This window comes from Luteococcus peritonei, assembly GCF_039526385.1.
Lineage (GTDB): Bacteria > Actinomycetota > Actinomycetes > Propionibacteriales > Propionibacteriaceae > Luteococcus > Luteococcus peritonei.
On the sequence record NZ_BAAAIX010000003.1, the window covers coordinates 96,012 to 112,959 of the forward strand.

Consider the following 16,948-nt stretch of genomic DNA (forward strand, 5'->3'; position numbering starts at 1 on the left):
GCCGGCACCACGGGCCCGTCACCAGCGGTGGCGGGCCCGTGGCCTGTCCGCTGGCTGGTCAGGGCCTCGCGGGCGTCGCCCGATGCCTAGCCTCGGCCGCATGACGTCACCCGCCCAGACCCCCGCGGCCCCCACCGCCCCCATCCCCGAGGCCCCCGTGCGGGCCGGGGAGGAGCGCAGCGCCCGGATCGCGGTGACCGTCTTCCCGCTGCTGATCCTGGCCGCGGCCGCTTTCGGCTTCTTCGTGCCCGGTGCCGCCAAGCAGATCACCCCGCACGTCACCACCCTGCTGATGCTGATCATGTTCGGCATGGGCCTGACGCTCACCGTGCCGGACTTCGCCCTGGTGGTGCGGCGCCCGCTGCCGGTGCTGCTCGGCGTGGTGGCCCAGTACGGCATCATGCCGCTGCTCGGCTACGGCGTGGCACAGCTGCTGGGGCTGTCCCCGGAGCTGGCGGCCGGCGTGATCCTGGTGGGCTGTGCCCCCGGCGGCACCGCCTCCAACGTGATCAGCTACCTGTCCAAGGCCGACACGGCGCTGAGCGTCACCATCACCTCCATCTCCACCCTGCTGGCCCCGCTGCTCACGCCGCTGCTGACGCTCTGGCTGGCCGGCACCTACATGCCGGTCGACGGCGCCAAGATGGCCGGCGACATCGTCAAGATCGTGCTGCTCCCCGTGCTGGGCGGCCTGGTGCTGCGGCTGCTGCTGGGCCCCTGGGTGAAGCGCATCCTGGGCCTGCTGCCCTGGATCAGTGTGCTGGCCATCTCCGGCGTCGTGGCCGGGGTGGTGGGCCCGTCCGCGGACAAGCTGGTCAAGGCCGGTGGCATCGTGCTGCTGGCGGTGGTGCTGCACAACTGCCTGGGCTATGCGCTGGGCTACGGCTTCAGCCGACTGTTCCGGCAGAGCGAGCGCACCGCCCGCACCGTCGCCATCGAGGTGGGCATGCAGAACTCGGGACTGGCAGCCGGCCTGGCCGGGGCCTACTTCAGCCCGGTGGCCGCCCTGCCGGGTGCGGTCTTCTCGGTCTGGCACAACATCTCGGGCGCCGTGCTGGCGATGGTCCTGCGACGCACCGCTGAGCGCCACCAGAGCTACTGATCAGATCTTGCGGATCCGCACGCTCTCCACGTCGTGGTCCGCGCCCTTGCGCAGGATGACCGTGGCGCGCGGGCGGGTGGGCTGCACGTTCACGCGCAGGTTGGGTCCGTTGATCTCGTCCCAGACCTGGTTGGCGAAGGCGATCGCCTCCGCATCGCCCATCGTGGCGAAGCGGGTGAAATAGCTGTCGGGATCGCTGAAGGCGGTCTCGCGCAGCGCCAGGAAGCGCTCCACGTACCAGCGTCGGATGTGCTGCTCCTGCGCGTCGACGTAGACGCTGAAGTCGAAGAAGTCGCTCAGCGCCAGGCCCACCGCGCCGTCGCTGCGGGTCCGGGCCGGCTGCAGCACGTTCAGGCCCTCGACGATCAGGATGTCCGGCTGGCGCACCACCTCCACCTCGTCGGTGATGTCGTAGGTGATGTGGGAGTAGACCGGGGCGCTGACCTCGGGGACGCCGGACTTCACGTCCACCACGAAGCGCAGCAGGGCGCGCCGGTCGTAGCTCTCCGGGAAGCCCTTGCGGTCCAGCAGTCCGCGTCGTTCCAGCTCGGCATTGGGGCGCAGGAAGCCGTCGGTGGTGATCAGGTCCACCTTGGGACGGCCGGGGGAGCGGGAGAGCAGCTCGCGCAGCAGGCGCGCCGTGGTGGACTTGCCCACCGCCACCGAGCCCGCCACGCCGATCACGAAGGGGGTGCGGCGCACCTCCAGCTCCAGGAAGGCATTGCTGGCGCGGTAGAGGTGGCCGGTGTGGCGCATGTGCAGGTGGATCAGCTGGGTGAGCGGCAGGTAGACCGCCTCCACCTCGTCGCGGCCGGTGGGGTCGCCCAGGCCGCGCAACCGGGCGAGCGTCTGCTCGTCGAGGTCGATGTCGGTGTGGTCGGCCAGCCCGGCCCAGTCCCCGCGGCTGAGTTCCACGTAGGGTCCCGAGGGGTTGTCGTCCTCGGGGGAGGCCTGGCCGCCGCCGTCGTGCTGAAGGTCTGTCATCGTTGCGCGCCGAATCGCGGTGCGGCGCCTCCTCAGGGGCTAGATTCACACTGCGGGGGCGTTGCTGTCCATCCGGCCGCAGCCCGTCCCTCGGTGCGGTTGCGGTGCGCATTCGCAAAACGCTCAATGGTTTTGTACACTTCTTGCCATGTGTGGAATTGTGGGATATATCGGGCCGCGCAGCGCCCAGGACGTTGTCATTGAGGGCCTTCGTCGGCTCGAGTACCGCGGGTACGACTCCGCGGGCATCGCCGTCGAGGCGGACGGAAGGATCGAGGCCCGCAAGAAGTCGGGCAAGATCACCAACCTGGACGCTGAGCTGGAGGCCAACCCGCTTCCCGCCAGCAACCATGGCATCGGCCACACCCGGTGGGCCACCCACGGCGGCCCCACCGACCAGAATGCGCATCCCCACGTGAGCCAGTCCGGCCGTGTCGCGCTGGTGCACAACGGCATCATCGAGAACTTCGCCGAGCTGCGCGCCGAGCTGGAGGGCCAGGGCGTCAGCTTCACCTCCGAGACCGACACCGAGGCCGCCGCCCAGCTGCTGGGCAAGCTGGTCGACGAGGGCACCCCGATCGCGCAGGCCATGCACCAGGTGGCCAACCGCCTGCAGGGCGCCTTCACCCTGGTCGCCATCGACGGCCAGGACCCCGAGCGCGTGGTCGCCGCCCGTCACGACAGCCCCCTGGTGGTGGGCGTCGGCGAGGGCGAGAACTTCCTCGGCTCCGACGTCGCCGCCTTCCTCGAGTTCACCCGCGAGGCCATCGAGCTGGGCCAGGACCAGGTGGTCGAGATCACCCGCGACGAGGTCACCATCACCAACTTCGACGGCACCGAGGCCACCGCCGTCAAGCCGTACCACATCGACTGGGACATCGCCGCCGCCGAGAAGGGTGGTTACGACTGGTTCATGCGCAAGGAGATCTACGAGCAGCCCCAGGCCGTGGCCGACACCCTGCTGGGCCGCTACGACGCCGAGGGCCAGCTCACCCTGGACGAGGTGCGCATCAGCCCCGAGGAGCTGCGTCGCATCAACAAGATCGTCATCGTGGCCTGCGGCACCGCCTACCACGCCGGTCTGGTGGCCAAGTACGCCATCGAGCACTGGACCCGCATCCCCTGCGAGGTCGACATCGCCAGCGAGTTCCGCTACCGCGACCCGATCATCGACCCCAACACCCTGGTGGTGACCATCAGCCAGTCCGGCGAGACCGCCGACACCCTGATGGCCATCCGCCACGCCCGCGAGCAGCACGCCAAGGTGATCGCCATCTGCAACACCAACGGCGCCACCATCCCGCGCGAGTCCGATGCCGTGATCTACACCCACGCCGGCCCCGAGCGCGGCGTCGCCTCCACCAAGGGCTACCTGACCCAGGTGGTGGCCTGCTACCTGCTGGGTCTCTACCTGGCCCAGGTGCGCGGCATGAAGTACGGCGACGAGATCAAGGCCGTCACCGACGAGCTGGCCACCATGCCCGAGAAGATCCAGAAGATGCTCGACGCCGACCAGCAGGTGCTGGACATGGCCGCCGAGCTGAAGGACGACCCGTCCTTCCTCTTCCTGGGCCGCCACGTGGGCTACCCCTCGGCCCTGGAGGGTGCACTCAAGCTCAAGGAGATCGCCTACAAGCACGCCGAGGGTTTCCCGGCCGGCGAGCTGAAGCACGGCTCCATCGCCCTCGTCGAGGACGGCATCCCGATCTTCATCGCCGTTCCGCCGCAGGGTCGCGACCAGCTGCACGACAAGGTGGTCTCCAACATCCAGGAGGTGCGTGCCCGCGGCGCCAAGACCATCGTCATCGTGGAGGAGGGCGACGACTCGGTGGTTCCCTATGCCGACGTCATCATTCGCCACCCCAAGGCCTCGACCCTGCTCCAGCCGATCCTGTCGATCGTGCCGCTGCAGCTCTTCGCCTGCGAGGTGGCCACCCAGCTGGGCCACGACGTCGACCAGCCCCGCAACCTGGCCAAGTCCGTCACGGTTGAATGAGGGAAGGGGGACGACCCCCTTCAACCCCCGCGCCCTGGGTGCGTTCACGGTTCGCTCGTACCTCGCTCACCGGCACGCAGGGAACGGAAGGACGGGGACGACCCTCTCCAATCCCCGCGCCTGAGTTCAACACTGCCCCCGCCCTTGTGGCGGGGGCGGTGCTGTGCCTGCAGCCGGTAGGCTCGCGCTCGTGAGCGAGCAGATCGAGCAGGGGCCCGGCTGGCAGATGGACCGCACCACGCTGCGGCCCACCATCACCGACGCCGAGGCCTTCCGCGCGGACCGGCAGGCCGACCCCTACACCGAGGTGCTGGTGGCGCTGTGGGGCGGGGACCCGACAGGCGCCGAGCAGCTGCTGGCCGACCAGCCCGATGCCTTCCGCACCCGGGCGCTGCGCGCCGACGCGCTGCGCGACCAGGGCCGCCACGACGAGGCCATCGCCGCCTACCGTGAGCTGCAGGCCTCCTCCCCGGCCGGGGCGCAGTCGCTGCTGGCCTACCACCTGGGCATCGCCCTTTTCGACGCCGGCCGCCCGGCCGAGGCCGTCCACGAACTCTCCCAGGCCCTGATGCTGCGCCAGAGCGGCGGCTCCTCACCGGCCACCGTCGCCAGCACCCGCCACGCCCTGGCCGTCGCCACGAGCCGCACCGGGAACTGAGCATGGCCGTCGTCGGGGTCGGCATCGACCTGTGCTCCATCGCGCGCTGGGAGGCGATGCTGCAGCGTCGGCCCGGCCTGCTGCAGCGCATCCTGAACCCGGCCGAGGCCGCCACCTCCACCGCCTCGCAGGCCGCCCGCTGGGCCGCCAAGGAGGCGCTGGCCAAGGCCATCGGCGCGCCGGCCGGCATGGCCTGGCTGGACTCCGAGGTGGTGCGCACCGAGTCCGGTGCGCCACGCTTCGAGGTGCGGGGCAGCGTCGCCGCCCGCGTCGCCGAGCTGGGCATCACCACCATCCACCTGTCCATGTCCCACGACGGTGGCATGGCCACCGCGATCGTGATCTGTGAGGACGCATGAGCCGAGAGGAGCCGGCATGATCGCCGTCCACACCGCCCAGCAGGTGCGCGAGGCCGAGCAGGCCTTCTTCGCCGCCAACCCGGGCGTCGACCTGATGCAGCGCGCCGCCGATGGCCTGGCCGAGGCCGTGGAGAACTTCCTCGAGGGACGCGGCCCCGGCGTCGACGGTGCCCGGCTGCTGGTGGCTGTCGGGCCCGGCAACAACGGCGGGGATGCCCTGTTCGCGGCCGCCCGGCTGGCCCGTCTGGGGTGCCGGGTGGAGCTGTGGGCCACCCACGGCGACGCCCACGAGGCCGGCCTGGCGGAGGCGCAGGCAGCCGGCTGCCAGCAGATCGACGCCGGCCAGGCCACCACGGCGCTGGCCGAGGCGGACCTGCTGCTCGACGGCGTGCTGGGGATCGGCGGACGCCCTGGGCTGGATGCGCCGGTGGCGACGCTGGCCCGCGAGGCCCGTGACCTGGGGATCCCGGTGGTCGCCGTCGACCTGCCCTCGGGGCTGGACGCCGATTCCTCCACTCCTGCCGAGGAGAGCTTCCACGCCACGCTGACCGTCACCTTCGGTGCCCTGAAGCCCTGCCACGTGCTGCAGCCGGCCGCCTCGCGCTGCGGTGAGGTGCGCCTGGTGGACATCGGGCTGGAGCTGGGGGAGCCCTGGGCGCTCGCCGCCGCGCCCGGCGACATCGCCCAGCGCTGGCCCCTCCCCGGCCCCACCAGCGACAAGTACTCCCGCGGCGTGGTGGGCATCGACACCGGTTCGGTGCACTACCCGGGTGCCGCGGTGCTGGGCACCGTGGGTGCGCTGCACGCCGGCGCCGGGATGATCCGCTTCTGCGGCCCCGGGCCTGCCGATGGCCTGATCCGCGCCGCCCTGCCCAGTGTCACCCACGGCGAGGGCAGGGTGCAGGCCTGGCTGGTGGGCTCCGGTTGGGGCGACGAGCCCGGCGACGCCGAGCGGTTGGCCGGCCGCCTGGCCGACGGCCTGCCCACCGTGGTCGACGCCGATGCGCTGCGCCTGCTGCCCGACCATCTGCCGGCCGGCTGCCTGCTCACCCCGCATGCCGGAGAACTCGCCCGCCTGCTCGATGTGGAGCGTGAGGAGGTCACCGCCGACCCGATCGGCCACGCCCGTGCCGCTGCGGACCGCTGGCAGGCGGTGGTGCTGCTCAAGGGCGCCACCCAGTACGTGGTGCAGCCCGACGGGGCGGTGTGGCTGGCCGTGCCGGGACCGCACTGGAGTGCCCAGGCCGGCTCCGGCGACGTCCTGGCGGGGATCTGCGCCACCCTGCTCGCCGCAGGGCTCGACGCGGCCCGGGCGGCGCTGCTGGGAGCCTCGGTACAGGCGATGGCGGCGCGACGTCGTCCCGGTCCCTACCCGCCCGACGACATCGCTCGCGAGGTGCCCGCCGTGGTGGGCGGCTTCGAGGTGGTGCGGTGAGGCGCGTGGACCACGCCCAGCGGGTCCACCCGACGGCGATCCTGCTGCTGGGGGCGGGCATCGTCCTCGCGATGGGCGCCAGTTTCGCGCTGCTGCAGCCGCACCGCAGCCGGCTGCCGATCAGCGCCGGGTTGCCCCTGGCACTGGTGGGCATCGCGCTGACGCTGGTGGTGCTGATCCGCTGGGGCCACTTCTGGCTGCGCCACTACGTCTGGGGCGTCCTGGGTGGCACGGCCGCCCTGGTCGTGGCCGTGACCGCCGGGGTGCTGGTCAATGCCCCGTTGGTGGTGCTGCCGCGCCGGACCATGCTGGTGGGCTCCTTGGCGGGCACCACCGGATGCGGGCTGGGCCTGGGGCTGCTGGGCCTGTTCGAGGCGGACCGCGAGATGCGTCACCACCTGTGGTGGGTCGGCGCCTTCATCGTGCTGCTGCCCGGGCTGGTCCTGGTGCTCGGCTGATCAGCGGGTGGAGTTGGTGAGCCGCGGGATCCGCACCCCGGTGCGCACCGCCTCGCGGTAGTGGCCCACCAGCTGCTCGCAGATGAAGGGCCAGGTGCGGTGCTCCACGCTGGTGCGGGCGGCCTGGCCCATCGCCTGGCGCTTGTAGTCGTCGCCCACCAGGTCCGCGACGTAGCCGCGCAGCTGGTCCAGTCGGCCGGGCTCGTAGAGCCAGCCGGTGCGCGAGGGGTCCACCAGGTCGATCGGGCCACCGCGGCGCGGGGCGATCACCGGCAGCCCGCTGGCCTCGGCCTCCTGGATCGACTGGCAGAAGGTCTCCAGCTCACCGGTGTGCACGAACAGGTCGAAGCTGGCCAGGCAGCGGGGGAGCTCGTCGCCGGTCTTGAGGCCCAGGAAGAGGGCCTGCGGCAGCTGGCGCTCCAGCTCGGCGCGCTCCGGGCCGTCGCCGATGATGACCAGCCGGATGCCGGGGATGTCGGCGATGGCGGCCAGGTGGTGCACGCTCTTCTCCGCCGCCAGCCGTCCCATGTAGCCGACGATCCGCTCGCCGTTGGGGGCCCAGGAGCGGCGCAGCTGCTCATCGCGCCGCGCGGGGTGGAAGCGCGTGGAGTCGACGCCGCGCGCCCAGATCCCCACCCGCGGGATGCCCTGCTGCAGCAGCTGGTCGCGGGCATAGGTGGAGGGGGCGAAGTTCAGCGTCGCCAGGTTGTGGGCCTGCTTGAGCCGGTACCAGAGCACCGGCTCCAGGGCGGGGAAGCCGTACTGGGCGGCATAGGTGGCGATCTCGGTCTGGTAGATCGCCACCGAGGGGGTGTTCAGCCGGGCCGCGCTGAGCGCCGCCTTGTAGCCGATGGCGAAGGGGGCTGCCAGGTGCACCACGTCGGGGCGGAAGTCAGCCAGCGCCCGCTCGATCATGAAGCGGGGTGCGGTGTTCACGCGCACGTCGTTGTAGCCGGGCAGGCCCACCGAGGCCAGCGGCACCACCGGGAAGCCGAGGTAGTCGTGCGGGACGCGCCCGCCGTCGTTGGGGGCGAGCACCATGGCCTCGTGGCCGGTGGCCCGCAGGTGCTCGAGCATCCTGAGCACCGAATTGGTGACACCGTTCACCTGGGGAAGGAAGGACTCCGCCGCGAAAGCTACACGCACATCTCGATGGTAACCATGTGACCAGGCCTCACCGCCCAGCCTGGGCCACCAGCGGCTGAACGTTGGGCGACGAAGCTGAACAGCCGACGACGCACATGAACCACACGCGAAGGCACCCTGGGCGAGTGGTGGCGGCCGGGGTGGCGGCTGGCCACTGGCAGCCGGCTGAGCCCCGGATCGTCACCGATTCGTTGCGAAACGCCCTTGACTGGTAGTGTTGCCATCTGAAAGGGCAATTCGCGGGTCACCTCCCCGAGGTCGACCAGCGGTAGTTGCCCCATGATGCGAATCAGTTGCAGCTTGGATGAGGCGACCAATTCGCCACCCAAGCGCCTGACGCCACATGGCCCATCCAGCCCCGGCTTCGAGCGCCATGTTCCGCCGCCATCACCTGCGTTGTGAAAGTGCATGTTGGTGCGCCGCGGTTCCATCCGTCTCCTCGACGAGGAACGGCCGAACCAGTCGAGACACCATCGGCTGCCCCGACGGGCGCCCAGCGGCGCCCAGAAGTGAGTACCACCATGCCCCGTCCCACCCCGCACGGCCGCAAGGCCGCCAAGGCCCCCGGTTTCAAGCCCGCCAAGAAGGCTGGCCCCAAGAACCGTTGGAGCAACGAGCAGCGCGCCGCCCAGGGCCACAAGCCCCGCAAGGCCTGGGAGCCCCGTGAGGAGCGCCAGGACCGCGGCTACCGCTCCGACGACCGTCGCGACCAGCGCTCCGACGACCGTCGCGACTTCCGCGCGGATGATCGTCGCGGTTTCCGCGCGGATGATCGTCGTGATGCCCCCCGCACCGACAGCCCCCGCACCAGCGACTCCCGCGGCCGCAACTTCGAGTCCGCCCGCCCCAGCGATGAGCGTCGCGGCTACTCCTCCGAGCGCCGGGAGGGCGGCTTCGGCGGCCGCGCCCCCCGCAAGTTCGAGCGCGATGACCGCGGCCACCGCGGTGACCGTCGTGATGAGCGCAACGAGCGCCCCCGTTTCGAGCGCGACGACAAGCCGCGTTTCCAGCGCGACGACCGCCCGCGCCGTGACGACCGTCCCCGCTTCGAGCGTGACGACCGTCGCGACGATCGTCCCCGTTTCGACCGCGAGGAGCGCGGTGCGCGCCCCGGTTACGCCTCGCGCCCGGTGCGCCAGGAGCCCCCGACCCGGTGGGAGCCCCGTGCCGAGCGCAAGCCCTGGGACCGCCCCGAGCGCCCCCGTCGCGAGGAGCGTGGCGATCGTCCCCGCTTCGAGCGTGACGACAAGCCGCGCTTCGAGCGTGACGACAAGCCGCGCTTCCAGCGTGACGACAAGCCCCGCTTCGACCGCGACGAGCGTCGCGGCCGTGACGAGCGTCGCCCGGCCTGGGGCCGCGACGAGAAGCCGCGCTTCAACCCGGAGCGTCGCGAGGACCGTCCCTTCAGCGAGGACCCGGACCAGATGAGCTGGACCGCCACCGACCTGGGCGAGATCGACGAGACCGGTGTGGAGGAGGGCCAGGGCTTCGCCGCCCTCGGCGTGCCGAAGATCATCGTCGCCGCGCTGGACAAGCAGGGCATCACCGCCCCCTTCCCGATCCAGGCCGCCACCATTCCCGACGCGATCGCCGGGCGTGACGTGCTGGGCCGTGGCCAGACCGGCTCGGGCAAGACGCTGGGCTTCGGCCTGCCGATGCTCACCCGGATCTCGCAGGCGGACCCCACCGGTGGCGCCCCGCGCGGCCTGGTGCTGGTGCCCACCCGTGAGCTGGCCCTGCAGTGCGCCGACGTGCTGGCCCCGCTGGCCAAGACCCTGCGCCTGGACCTCACGCTGATCGCCGGCGGCATGGGCTACGGCCCGCAGCTGCGCGCCTTCGAGCGTGGCGTCGACATCGTCGTGGCCACCCCCGGCCGTCTGATCGACCTGCTGGAGCAGGGCGCCGTGGACCTCTCGCAGGTCATGGTCACCGTGCTCGACGAGGCCGACCACATGGCCGACCTGGGCTTCATGCCCGCCGTGACCACCCTGCTCGACTCGGTGCCGGCCGACGGCCAGCGCCTGCTCTTCTCGGCCACCCTGGACCACGCCGTGGACCGGATCGTCAAGAAGTACCTGCACGACCCCGTCACCCACCAGGTGGACACCGACCGCGCCTCGGTCAGCACCATGGAGCACCAGCTGCTGCAGGTGCTGCCGCACGACAAGAACGCCATCACCGCGGAGATCGCCAACCGCAAGGGCCGCAGCGTCCTGTTCGTCCGCACCCAGATGGGCGCCAACCGCGTCGCCGAGCAGCTGCGCGGCGCCGGCGTGATGGCCGGTGCGCTGCACGGCGGCCTGACCCAGGGTGCCCGCACCCGGATCCTGGCGGCCTTCAAGGAGGGCACCGTCCCGGTGCTGGTGGCCACCGACGTCGCCGCCCGCGGCATCCACGTCGACGACGTGAGCCTGGTGCTCGAGGTGGACCCGCCGATGAGCTCCAAGGACTACCTGCACCGCGCCGGCCGCACCGCCCGCGCCGGTGAGAAGGGCGTGGTGGCCTCCATCGTGCTCCCGCACCAGCGCAAGACCATGGCCCGCATCGCCGGCCAGGCCGGCGTGAAGGTGGACCCGCTGCCCGTGCGCCCCGGCGACGAGAAGCTGCACGAGACCACCGGTGCCCGCGTCTGCGAGAGCGCTCCCATCGAGGAGGCCGAGTACGAACGCCTGATCGCCCCGCGTCGCGGTGGCGGCAAGGGTGGCCCCCGTCAGGGTGGTTACAAGGGCGGACGTGGCGGCGGCTACCGCGGCCAGGGCGGCGGTGGCTACCGCGGCCAGGGCGGTGGCGGCCGACGCTTCGGCAACGACCGTGGCGATCGTGGTGGCAACCAGGGCTGGCGCCGCGAGCGCTGAGCCACGCCCGGCACCGCCGGTGACGAGGACTAGAGTGGGACGACGTGACTGACACCTCCGTGGACCTGCGCATCGCCGGGGCGGCTGACGCCCCGGCGATGCTGCGGCTCGTCCACCTGGCCTTCGGCGCCCGGCCGGCGGTGGACCCGCCCGCCGCCGCGCTGTCCGACACGCTGTCCGACATCGAGGAAGCGCTCGAGGCCTCGCCCGGCGTGGTGGCGGAGGTGGACGGCCAGATGGTCGGCTGCCTGCTCACCTCGCTGAACGGCACCGTGGGCGGCCTGCACCGCGTCAGCGTCGATCCCGAGGCCCGCAAGCACGGCGTCGCGGCCGTCATGGTGCGCGGCGCGTGCGAGGTGCTCACCGACCTGGGGGCCCGCCGCGTCGAGATCCTGTGCCGTCGCGAGTTCCCCGAGGTGAAGCAGTGGTGGACCAAGCACGGCTTCAGCGAGGTCGGCGCCCAGCCGCTGGGCTGGACCATGGGCCACGAGCTGCCGGCCCGCCACGTGGTGGCCACCGGCGAGGCGATGCAGGAGCTGGGGGAGCGGCTGGCCGGCCTGCTGCGCGCCGGCGACGTGGTCGTCGCCTCCGGGGACCTGGGCGCCGGCAAGACCACCCTCACCCAGGGCATCGGCCGCGGCCTCGACGTCGACGGCCCCGTGATCTCACCCACCTTCGTGCTCAGCCGGGTGCACCGCTCGCGCAGCGGCGGCCCCGACCTGGTGCACGTGGACGCCTACCGGCTCGGCTCCGAGGCCGAGCTCTTCGACCTGGACCTCGACCTGACCCTGGCCGACTCCGTCACGCTCGTCGAGTGGGGCGCCGGGCTGGCCGAGGGTCTCGCACCCGCCGTGCTGGACGTCGACATCCGCCGCAGCACCGATCCGCAGGACGAGACCCGCGTGGTCTACCTCACCGGCTTCGGCGAGCGCTGGCAGGGCGTCGACCTGCACGACCTGACGAAGGACGACCGATGACCACCTGGACCCTGGGCCTGGACACCTCCACCGACATCTGCCTGGGCCTGGCCCGCGACGGCCAGGTGGTGGCCTCCGAGCTGATCGCGGACCGCCGCGGCCATGCCGAGAAGCTGATGCCCGCCGTGGTGGAGCTGTGCCGTGGCCAGGGCATCGCCGTCTCCGACGTGACCGAGGTGGCCGTCGGCCTGGGCCCCGGCCCGTTCACCGGGTTGCGGGTGGGCATCGTCACCGCCCACACCATCGCCTCGCTGGCCGGCACCACGATGCACGGCGTGTGCAGTCTGGACGTCGTGGCCTGGCAGTGGGCCCACGGCGAGCAGCCGCCCACGGGTGACTTCGTGATCGCCTCCGACGCCCGCCGCAAGGAGCTCTACTGGGCCCGCTACGGTGCCGACGGTCGCCGCATCGGCGAGCCGCAGGTCAGCGCCCCCAGCGAGCTGCCCGACCTGCCGGTGGCCGGCCCCGGTCGCGAGGCCTGGCCCCAGATCTTCGTCGACGGACCGGACACCCTCGACGCGGGCGTGCTGGCCGCGCACTGGGCCGAGCTGCCCGATGCCGGCTCCGACGCGCTCTACCTGCGCAAGCCCGATGCCGTGGCCCCCACCACCCGCAAGTCCACCTTGGTGGGCCAGCGGCTCACCCTGAAGGCGCCCCGGTGATCTGCGCCGCCGCCCGCGACCTCGACGTGCCCGCCATCCTGGAGCTGGAACAGGGCTCCTTCCCGGCCGCGGAGCAGTGGAGCGAACAGGCCTGGCGCGAGGAGCTGCAGGCCGGCGACCGCTTCGTGATCACCGCCCGCGATGCCGAGGACCGGGTGAAGGCGGCCGCCACCTTCCAGTGCGTCGCCGACACCGCAGACCTGCACCGCATCATGGTGGCCCGCGAGCACCGCGGCGAGGGGCTGGCCAAGCAGCTGATGCAGGCCGGCATGCAGTGGGCCCAGGCCATCGGCGCCAGCCGGATGCTGCTGGAGGTCCGCGAGGACAACGAGGCCGCGCTCGGCCTGTACGACGGCTGCGGCTTCGAGCAGCTGGCCCGTCGCGAGAACTACTACGGACCGGGGGCGCACGCCCTGGTCATGGCCGCACCGCTGGCCGACGAGAAGGACGAGGCAGACCATGAGTGAACCGCTGATCCTGGGCATCGAGAGCTCCTGCGACGAGACCGGCGTGGGCATCGTGCGCGGCAACGAGCTGCTGGCCAACGAGGTCGCCAGCTCGGTGGAGCAGCACGTCCGCTTCGGTGGCGTGGTGCCCGAGGTGGCCTCCCGGGCGCACCTGGAGGCCATGGTGCCGGCCCTGGAGCGCGCCCTGGCCGCCGCCGACGTGGACCTCTCGGAGCTGGACGGCATCGCCGTGACCGCCGGCCCCGGCCTGATGGGTGCCCTGGTGGTGGGGCTGGCCAGCGCCAAGGCACTGGCCGCCTGGACCAACAAGCCGCTCTACGGGCTGAACCACCTGGCCGGCCACGTGGCCGTCGACCTGCTGGACCACGGCCCGCTGCCCACCCCGGCCGGTGCCCTGCTGGTCTCCGGCGGGCACACCGAGCTGCTGGTGGTCGACGACATCGCCACCTCCATCACCCAGGTGGGCTCCACCATCGACGACGCCGCCGGCGAGGCCTATGACAAGGTGGCCCGCGTGCTCGGCCTGCCCTACCCGGGCGGCCCGGTGATCGACAAGGCCGCCCAGGACGGCGACCCGACCGCGATCCGTTTCCCGCGTGGCCTGACCGCCCGGCACGACCTGGCCAAGCACCGCTTCGACTACTCCTTCAGCGGCCTCAAGACCGCCGTCAGCCGGTGGGTGGAGACCCGCGAGCGCGACGGGCTGGAGGTGCCGCTCAACGACGTGGCCGCCAGCTTCCAGGAGGCGGTCTGCGACGTGCTCACCGCCAAGGCCGTTGACCTGTGCCAGGAGCGCGGTCTGGAGCACTTCCTGATCGGCGGCGGCGTCGCGGCCAATTCGCGGCTGCGCGGCCTGCTGGAGGAGCGGATGAAGGCCGCTGGCGTCGAGCTGCGTCGCCCGCGTCCTGCGCTGTGCACCGACAACGGCGCCATGATGGCCGTGCTCGGCTCCGAGGTGGTCAAGGCCGGCGGCAAGCCTTCCAGCATGGACATCGGCGCCAACTCGGGCCTGCCGATCTCCACCATCCTGGTCTGAGCCCTGGTCCGGGCCGCTCGGGGCCCTGGCCGGCTTCCACCGAAAGGTGGAATCCTGCTTCGCCCCTTCGGGGTTCGGCGCGCCAGCCTGGGCCGTGGGGAGCGAGCCGTCACAGATGGGCGATGGCCCGGACCAGCAGGATGCCCAGCGCCAGGGCGGGGACCAGCCAAGGAGCCACTCGCAACCACCAGCGAGCGGCCGGGTCGTCGGCGCCGCGCGGGTCCACGACGTGGTTCCCGACCTGTCGGACCGTTGCCCAGGTGGCGCCGGCCACCAGCAACGCGGCGAGCAGCCAGAGCTGCCAGGCCGACGCGGTGAAGGCCGTGGCGTCCCAGCTGCGCAGGGCGGGCATGCTGAGCTGCCAGACGGCCATGGCGGCCATGAAGCCCGCGACCCGTCGGCCGGTGGAGCTGCGCGACCAGAGGTAGACGGCGGTGGTGACCAGGCCGAAGAGCAGGAAGGCCAACACCTGGGCGAGCGTGCCCCAGCTGATGACCGCCGGCCGGGCGAGGGTCCACGGCAGGAGGGCCACGCAGGCGAGCGCAATGCTGCCAAGCGCCACTGCCAGCATCTGGTGCCGGAAGGCGGGCCACAGCCGGGCCGGTCCTGCGAGCTGGTCGGCATAGTCGGTGGGGTCACCGAAGGCGTGCACCGCCCGCTGCCCGGACTCGGCGCAATGGCTCTCCACCTCGGCCCAGGCCTCACCGATGGCCGTCCCACCTGCACCCCGGTACCTCATCTGCTCGACGAAGACCCGGTGCCAGTCGTGGTTGTCCATGGCCTCGCCGGACTCCATCAGGGCGTCGAGCCTCGAGACCTCGTGCGGATCCATGGTTGCGGTCACCTCCAGACGGTGTTCGTGAGGACGACGAGCAGGGTGACCACCACGACGGCTAGCCCCAGCCAGAGCCAGGTCGGCTGGTTGCTGGTCAGGGCATAGGGACGCCCAGTGACCGGGTCGGTGATCCGCTGCCTGCGCCCCAGCCAAGCGGCAGCCAGACCGGCCACGACTGCCGTCCCCGTGATGAGGCAGGCCAGCCAACCCGGCGCCATCGCATCGAGCGGTATACGCCACCACGCCATCGCGAGACCGCAGAGGAGGACCAGCAGCGGGATCCACCTGGCCCGCGCTCCCACGATCCCGGCCAGAGCCGCCTCCAGGCAGAAGGCCACCACGACCAGCACCAGCAGGGTGATGGAGAACCAGGTGGCACCGCCGGTGCTGCCCATCAGCCAGCGTGCTGCGCCCGGGGCCGTGAAGCACAGGGCCATGAAGGCCCAGGACCCCAGGCCATGCACCCATCGGATCGGGCGGAAGGCGCCCGGGGTGGGCACCAGATCGCGGGCATAGTCGTGGGGCGGGCCGAAGAGCACCTGGGGGTTCTCCTGGGCCTCCAGGCAGTGGCTGTGCACCGTCGCCACCTGGTCGGAGATCTGGTGGGCTCTAGCGCCACGCTGCTCCATCTCGGCGATGAAGGCCTCGTACCAGCTCGTCACGGGCAGCTGTTCGGTGCCTCGGGAATTGTTGGTCATCTCAGCCCTCCTGGCAGATGAACGGGTGGTTCAGATGTGGGCGCGCCATCGATCCTGCTTGTCAGGCGAAGCACTGGGCCACTGCCCAGGCCAGGGGAATCAGGGCCAGCAGGTTCTTGAGCCAGGGCGAGACCAACTGCTCGGAGCGGGGCCGTCGCGGATCGATGGCGGGGTCCTGGTTGAGCGTCGACCAGGACAGGGTGGCGAGCAGTCCGAACAGGACGCTGAGGCCTTTCACCAGCCGGAGGTCGAGGTGCAGCTCGGCGGGGTGGGTCCAGCTCAGGCCCATGATGACGATCAGCAGGATGCCCACCGTGGCCAGCTGCAGGGCCGAGCCCTTCCTGCCTGGCATTCGGTACTCGATCCAAGGGAATGTGAGCACCAGGGGCAGGGACGCAGCCAGGGCGATGACGCCCCACAGCGGCACGATGGCCCGTCCGTCGAGGCCCACGTTGGGCAGCGACAGATTCAAGGTCACGACGGTGAGCAGGCTCGGCAGGAACTGGCGCAGCAGCCAACCGTGCGGCCTCAGGCCGCCGGGGTGCAGCAGGCCCGCCTGGCGGGCGGGATCCCCGAAGGCCTGCTGACGGGACTCGCCGGTCTCCTGGCAGTGCGAGTCGATCATGGCGAGGGCGTCGCCGATCGACGTGCCGGTGGCACCCCGCAGGCGCATCTGTTCCTCGAAGCTGCGGTCCCACTTCTGGTCGGCCTCATGGCTCACGGCCTGGGCGACGTACGGATCGGTGCTCATGGCGTCTCCTGGCAGATGAAGGGTTGGGTACGGCGGGTGAAGGCATTCCACCGGGCCGACTCCTGCTGGAAGTGCAGGTGTCCGGCCGCGGTGAGGGCGAAGTACTTGCGCCCCGGGCCTCCCTGTCCGGCCCGCCACTCGGTGACGACCATGCCTGCCTGCTCCAGCCGGGTGAGCAGCGGGTACAGGGTGCCGCCCTTGATGGTGCCGAAGCCCTCGGCCTCCAGCCGCGTGATGATCGCGTAGCCGTACTCCGCGCCCTCGGTGAGCACGCGCAGCACGCCCAGCTCCAGCACGCCGCGGAGCCACTCGGTGGGCCAAGCCTCTTCCATGCCCTCGACGGTACGCCTAACTAGTCGGCGCCGCTACATAGTTGGCGTGGTCTGGCCGTTCGGACAGAGCGACCCACCCGTGGCGCGAATCGGGGCAGACGTCCAACCCTGAAAATCGGCCCCTCGATGGGGAGTGTCCGATTAACGGTGTAAGTGGCGGGTTCTACTGGGTGGTGCTGGCCGCGGGCATGCGGTCA

Annotated in this window: 17 protein-coding genes; 11 read left to right on the forward strand and 6 right to left on the reverse strand. The window is 71.6% G+C overall.

The window, feature by feature from the left end; translation table 11 throughout:
• Nucleotides 1-100 precede the first annotated feature (100 nt).
• Complete coding sequence (locus ABD073_RS01490; RefSeq protein ID WP_343871940.1) at nt 101-1,102, forward strand: bile acid:sodium symporter family protein; 1,002 nt, start codon at nt 101-103, stop codon at nt 1,100-1,102.
• Here the strand turns inward: ABD073_RS01490 and coaA are convergent, their stop codons facing one another.
• Complete coding sequence (gene coaA, locus ABD073_RS01495; RefSeq protein ID WP_343871941.1) at nt 1,103-2,086, reverse strand: type I pantothenate kinase; 984 nt, start codon at nt 2,084-2,086, stop codon at nt 1,103-1,105.
• A gap of 148 nt (nt 2,087-2,234) precedes the next feature.
• Between coaA and glmS the strand changes: the two genes are divergently transcribed.
• From glmS to ABD073_RS01520, 5 genes are all read left to right on the forward strand, one after another.
• Nucleotides 2,235-4,082, forward strand: coding sequence for a glutamine--fructose-6-phosphate transaminase (isomerizing) (gene glmS / locus ABD073_RS01500; RefSeq protein ID WP_343871942.1), 1,848 nt, complete (start codon nt 2,235-2,237; stop codon nt 4,080-4,082).
• A 190-nt stretch (nt 4,083-4,272) separates the two neighbouring features.
• Nucleotides 4,273-4,740 carry a tetratricopeptide repeat protein gene (locus ABD073_RS01505; protein WP_343871943.1) on the forward strand — a complete coding sequence of 156 codons (468 nt, stop codon included), beginning with the start codon at nt 4,273-4,275 and terminating at the stop codon, nt 4,738-4,740.
• Between the two features lie 2 nt (nt 4,741-4,742).
• On the forward strand, nt 4,743-5,099 hold the full coding sequence (locus ABD073_RS01510; protein ID WP_343871944.1) for a holo-ACP synthase: 357 nt from the start codon (nt 4,743-4,745) through the stop codon (nt 5,097-5,099).
• A gap of 16 nt (nt 5,100-5,115) precedes the next feature.
• Nucleotides 5,116-6,534, forward strand: a complete 1,419-nt coding sequence (locus ABD073_RS01515) for an NAD(P)H-hydrate epimerase (protein WP_343871945.1) — start codon at nt 5,116-5,118, stop codon at nt 6,532-6,534.
• The gene (locus ABD073_RS01520) at nt 6,531-6,992 is read left to right on the forward strand and encodes a hypothetical protein (protein WP_343871946.1); all 462 of its coding nucleotides are present in this window, start codon (nt 6,531-6,533) and stop codon (nt 6,990-6,992) included. Before ABD073_RS01515 ends, ABD073_RS01520 begins: the two co-directional genes overlap by 4 nt.
• Here the strand turns inward: ABD073_RS01520 and ABD073_RS01525 are convergent, their stop codons facing one another.
• Complete coding sequence (locus ABD073_RS01525) at nt 6,993-8,138, reverse strand: glycosyltransferase family 4 protein (RefSeq protein WP_343871947.1); 1,146 nt, start codon at nt 8,136-8,138, stop codon at nt 6,993-6,995. It lies immediately after the preceding gene.
• A 521-nt stretch (nt 8,139-8,659) separates the two neighbouring features.
• On the opposite strand from ABD073_RS01525, the gene ABD073_RS01530 reads away from it, so the two are divergent.
• From ABD073_RS01530 to tsaD, 5 genes are read left to right on the forward strand one after another with little or no spacing between them, the layout of a single operon-like run.
• The gene (locus ABD073_RS01530; RefSeq protein WP_343871948.1) at nt 8,660-10,993 is read left to right on the forward strand and encodes a DEAD/DEAH box helicase; all 2,334 of its coding nucleotides are present in this window, start codon (nt 8,660-8,662) and stop codon (nt 10,991-10,993) included.
• Between the two features lie 44 nt (nt 10,994-11,037).
• Complete coding sequence (tsaE, locus tag ABD073_RS01535; protein WP_343871949.1) at nt 11,038-11,970, forward strand: tRNA (adenosine(37)-N6)-threonylcarbamoyltransferase complex ATPase subunit type 1 TsaE; 933 nt, start codon at nt 11,038-11,040, stop codon at nt 11,968-11,970.
• Entirely contained in the window at nt 11,967-12,632 is a 666-nt protein-coding gene (tsaB, locus tag ABD073_RS01540; RefSeq protein ID WP_343871950.1) for a tRNA (adenosine(37)-N6)-threonylcarbamoyltransferase complex dimerization subunit type 1 TsaB, read from the forward strand. Before tsaE ends, tsaB begins: the two co-directional genes overlap by 4 nt.
• Nucleotides 12,629-13,099, forward strand: coding sequence for a GNAT family N-acetyltransferase (locus tag ABD073_RS01545; RefSeq protein WP_343871951.1), 471 nt, complete (start codon nt 12,629-12,631; stop codon nt 13,097-13,099). Before tsaB ends, ABD073_RS01545 begins: the two co-directional genes overlap by 4 nt.
• Nucleotides 13,092-14,135, forward strand: a complete 1,044-nt coding sequence (gene tsaD, locus ABD073_RS01550) for a tRNA (adenosine(37)-N6)-threonylcarbamoyltransferase complex transferase subunit TsaD (protein WP_343871952.1) — start codon at nt 13,092-13,094, stop codon at nt 14,133-14,135. The genes ABD073_RS01545 and tsaD overlap by 8 nt, the downstream gene beginning before the upstream one ends.
• A 109-nt stretch (nt 14,136-14,244) precedes the next feature.
• Here the strand turns inward: tsaD and ABD073_RS01555 are convergent, their stop codons facing one another.
• From ABD073_RS01555 to ABD073_RS01570, 4 genes are all read right to left on the reverse strand, one after another.
• Nucleotides 14,245-14,979: a hypothetical protein gene (locus ABD073_RS01555; RefSeq protein WP_343871953.1), complete on the reverse strand. Its 735-nt coding sequence runs from the start codon at nt 14,977-14,979 to the stop codon at nt 14,245-14,247.
• Nucleotides 14,976-15,668: a hypothetical protein gene (locus ABD073_RS01560; RefSeq protein ID WP_343871955.1), complete on the reverse strand. Its 693-nt coding sequence runs from the start codon at nt 15,666-15,668 to the stop codon at nt 14,976-14,978. Before ABD073_RS01560 ends, ABD073_RS01555 begins: the two co-directional genes overlap by 4 nt.
• Before the next feature lie 61 nt (nt 15,669-15,729).
• Nucleotides 15,730-16,419: a hypothetical protein gene (locus ABD073_RS01565; protein ID WP_343871956.1), complete on the reverse strand. Its 690-nt coding sequence runs from the start codon at nt 16,417-16,419 to the stop codon at nt 15,730-15,732.
• A complete protein-coding gene (locus ABD073_RS01570) occupies nt 16,416-16,751 on the reverse strand; it encodes a PadR family transcriptional regulator (protein WP_343871957.1) in 336 nt (111 codons plus the stop codon). The genes ABD073_RS01565 and ABD073_RS01570 overlap by 4 nt, the downstream gene beginning before the upstream one ends.
• Nucleotides 16,752-16,948 lie beyond the last annotated feature (197 nt).

What these genes read in the sequence shown, in the direction of transcription:
- ABD073_RS01490 (WP_343871940.1), top strand. Translation starts at nt 101, where the DNA reads ATGACGTCACCCGCCCAGACCCCCGCGGCCCCCACCGCCCCCATCCCC.
- coaA (WP_343871941.1), bottom strand. Translation starts at nt 2,086, where the DNA reads ATGACAGACCTTCAGCACGACGGCGGCGGCCAGGCCTCCCCCGAGGAC.
- glmS (WP_343871942.1), top strand. Translation starts at nt 2,235, where the DNA reads ATGTGTGGAATTGTGGGATATATCGGGCCGCGCAGCGCCCAGGACGTT.
- ABD073_RS01510 (WP_343871944.1), top strand. Translation starts at nt 4,743, where the DNA reads ATGGCCGTCGTCGGGGTCGGCATCGACCTGTGCTCCATCGCGCGCTGG.
- ABD073_RS01515 (WP_343871945.1), top strand. Translation starts at nt 5,116, where the DNA reads ATGATCGCCGTCCACACCGCCCAGCAGGTGCGCGAGGCCGAGCAGGCC.
- ABD073_RS01530 (WP_343871948.1), top strand. Translation starts at nt 8,660, where the DNA reads ATGCCCCGTCCCACCCCGCACGGCCGCAAGGCCGCCAAGGCCCCCGGT.
- tsaB (WP_343871950.1), top strand. Translation starts at nt 11,967, where the DNA reads ATGACCACCTGGACCCTGGGCCTGGACACCTCCACCGACATCTGCCTG.
- tsaD (WP_343871952.1), top strand. Translation starts at nt 13,092, where the DNA reads ATGAGTGAACCGCTGATCCTGGGCATCGAGAGCTCCTGCGACGAGACC.
- ABD073_RS01560 (WP_343871955.1), bottom strand. Translation starts at nt 15,668, where the DNA reads ATGACCAACAATTCCCGAGGCACCGAACAGCTGCCCGTGACGAGCTGG.
- ABD073_RS01565 (WP_343871956.1), bottom strand. Translation starts at nt 16,419, where the DNA reads ATGAGCACCGATCCGTACGTCGCCCAGGCCGTGAGCCATGAGGCCGAC.
- ABD073_RS01570 (WP_343871957.1), bottom strand. Translation starts at nt 16,751, where the DNA reads ATGGAAGAGGCTTGGCCCACCGAGTGGCTCCGCGGCGTGCTGGAGCTG.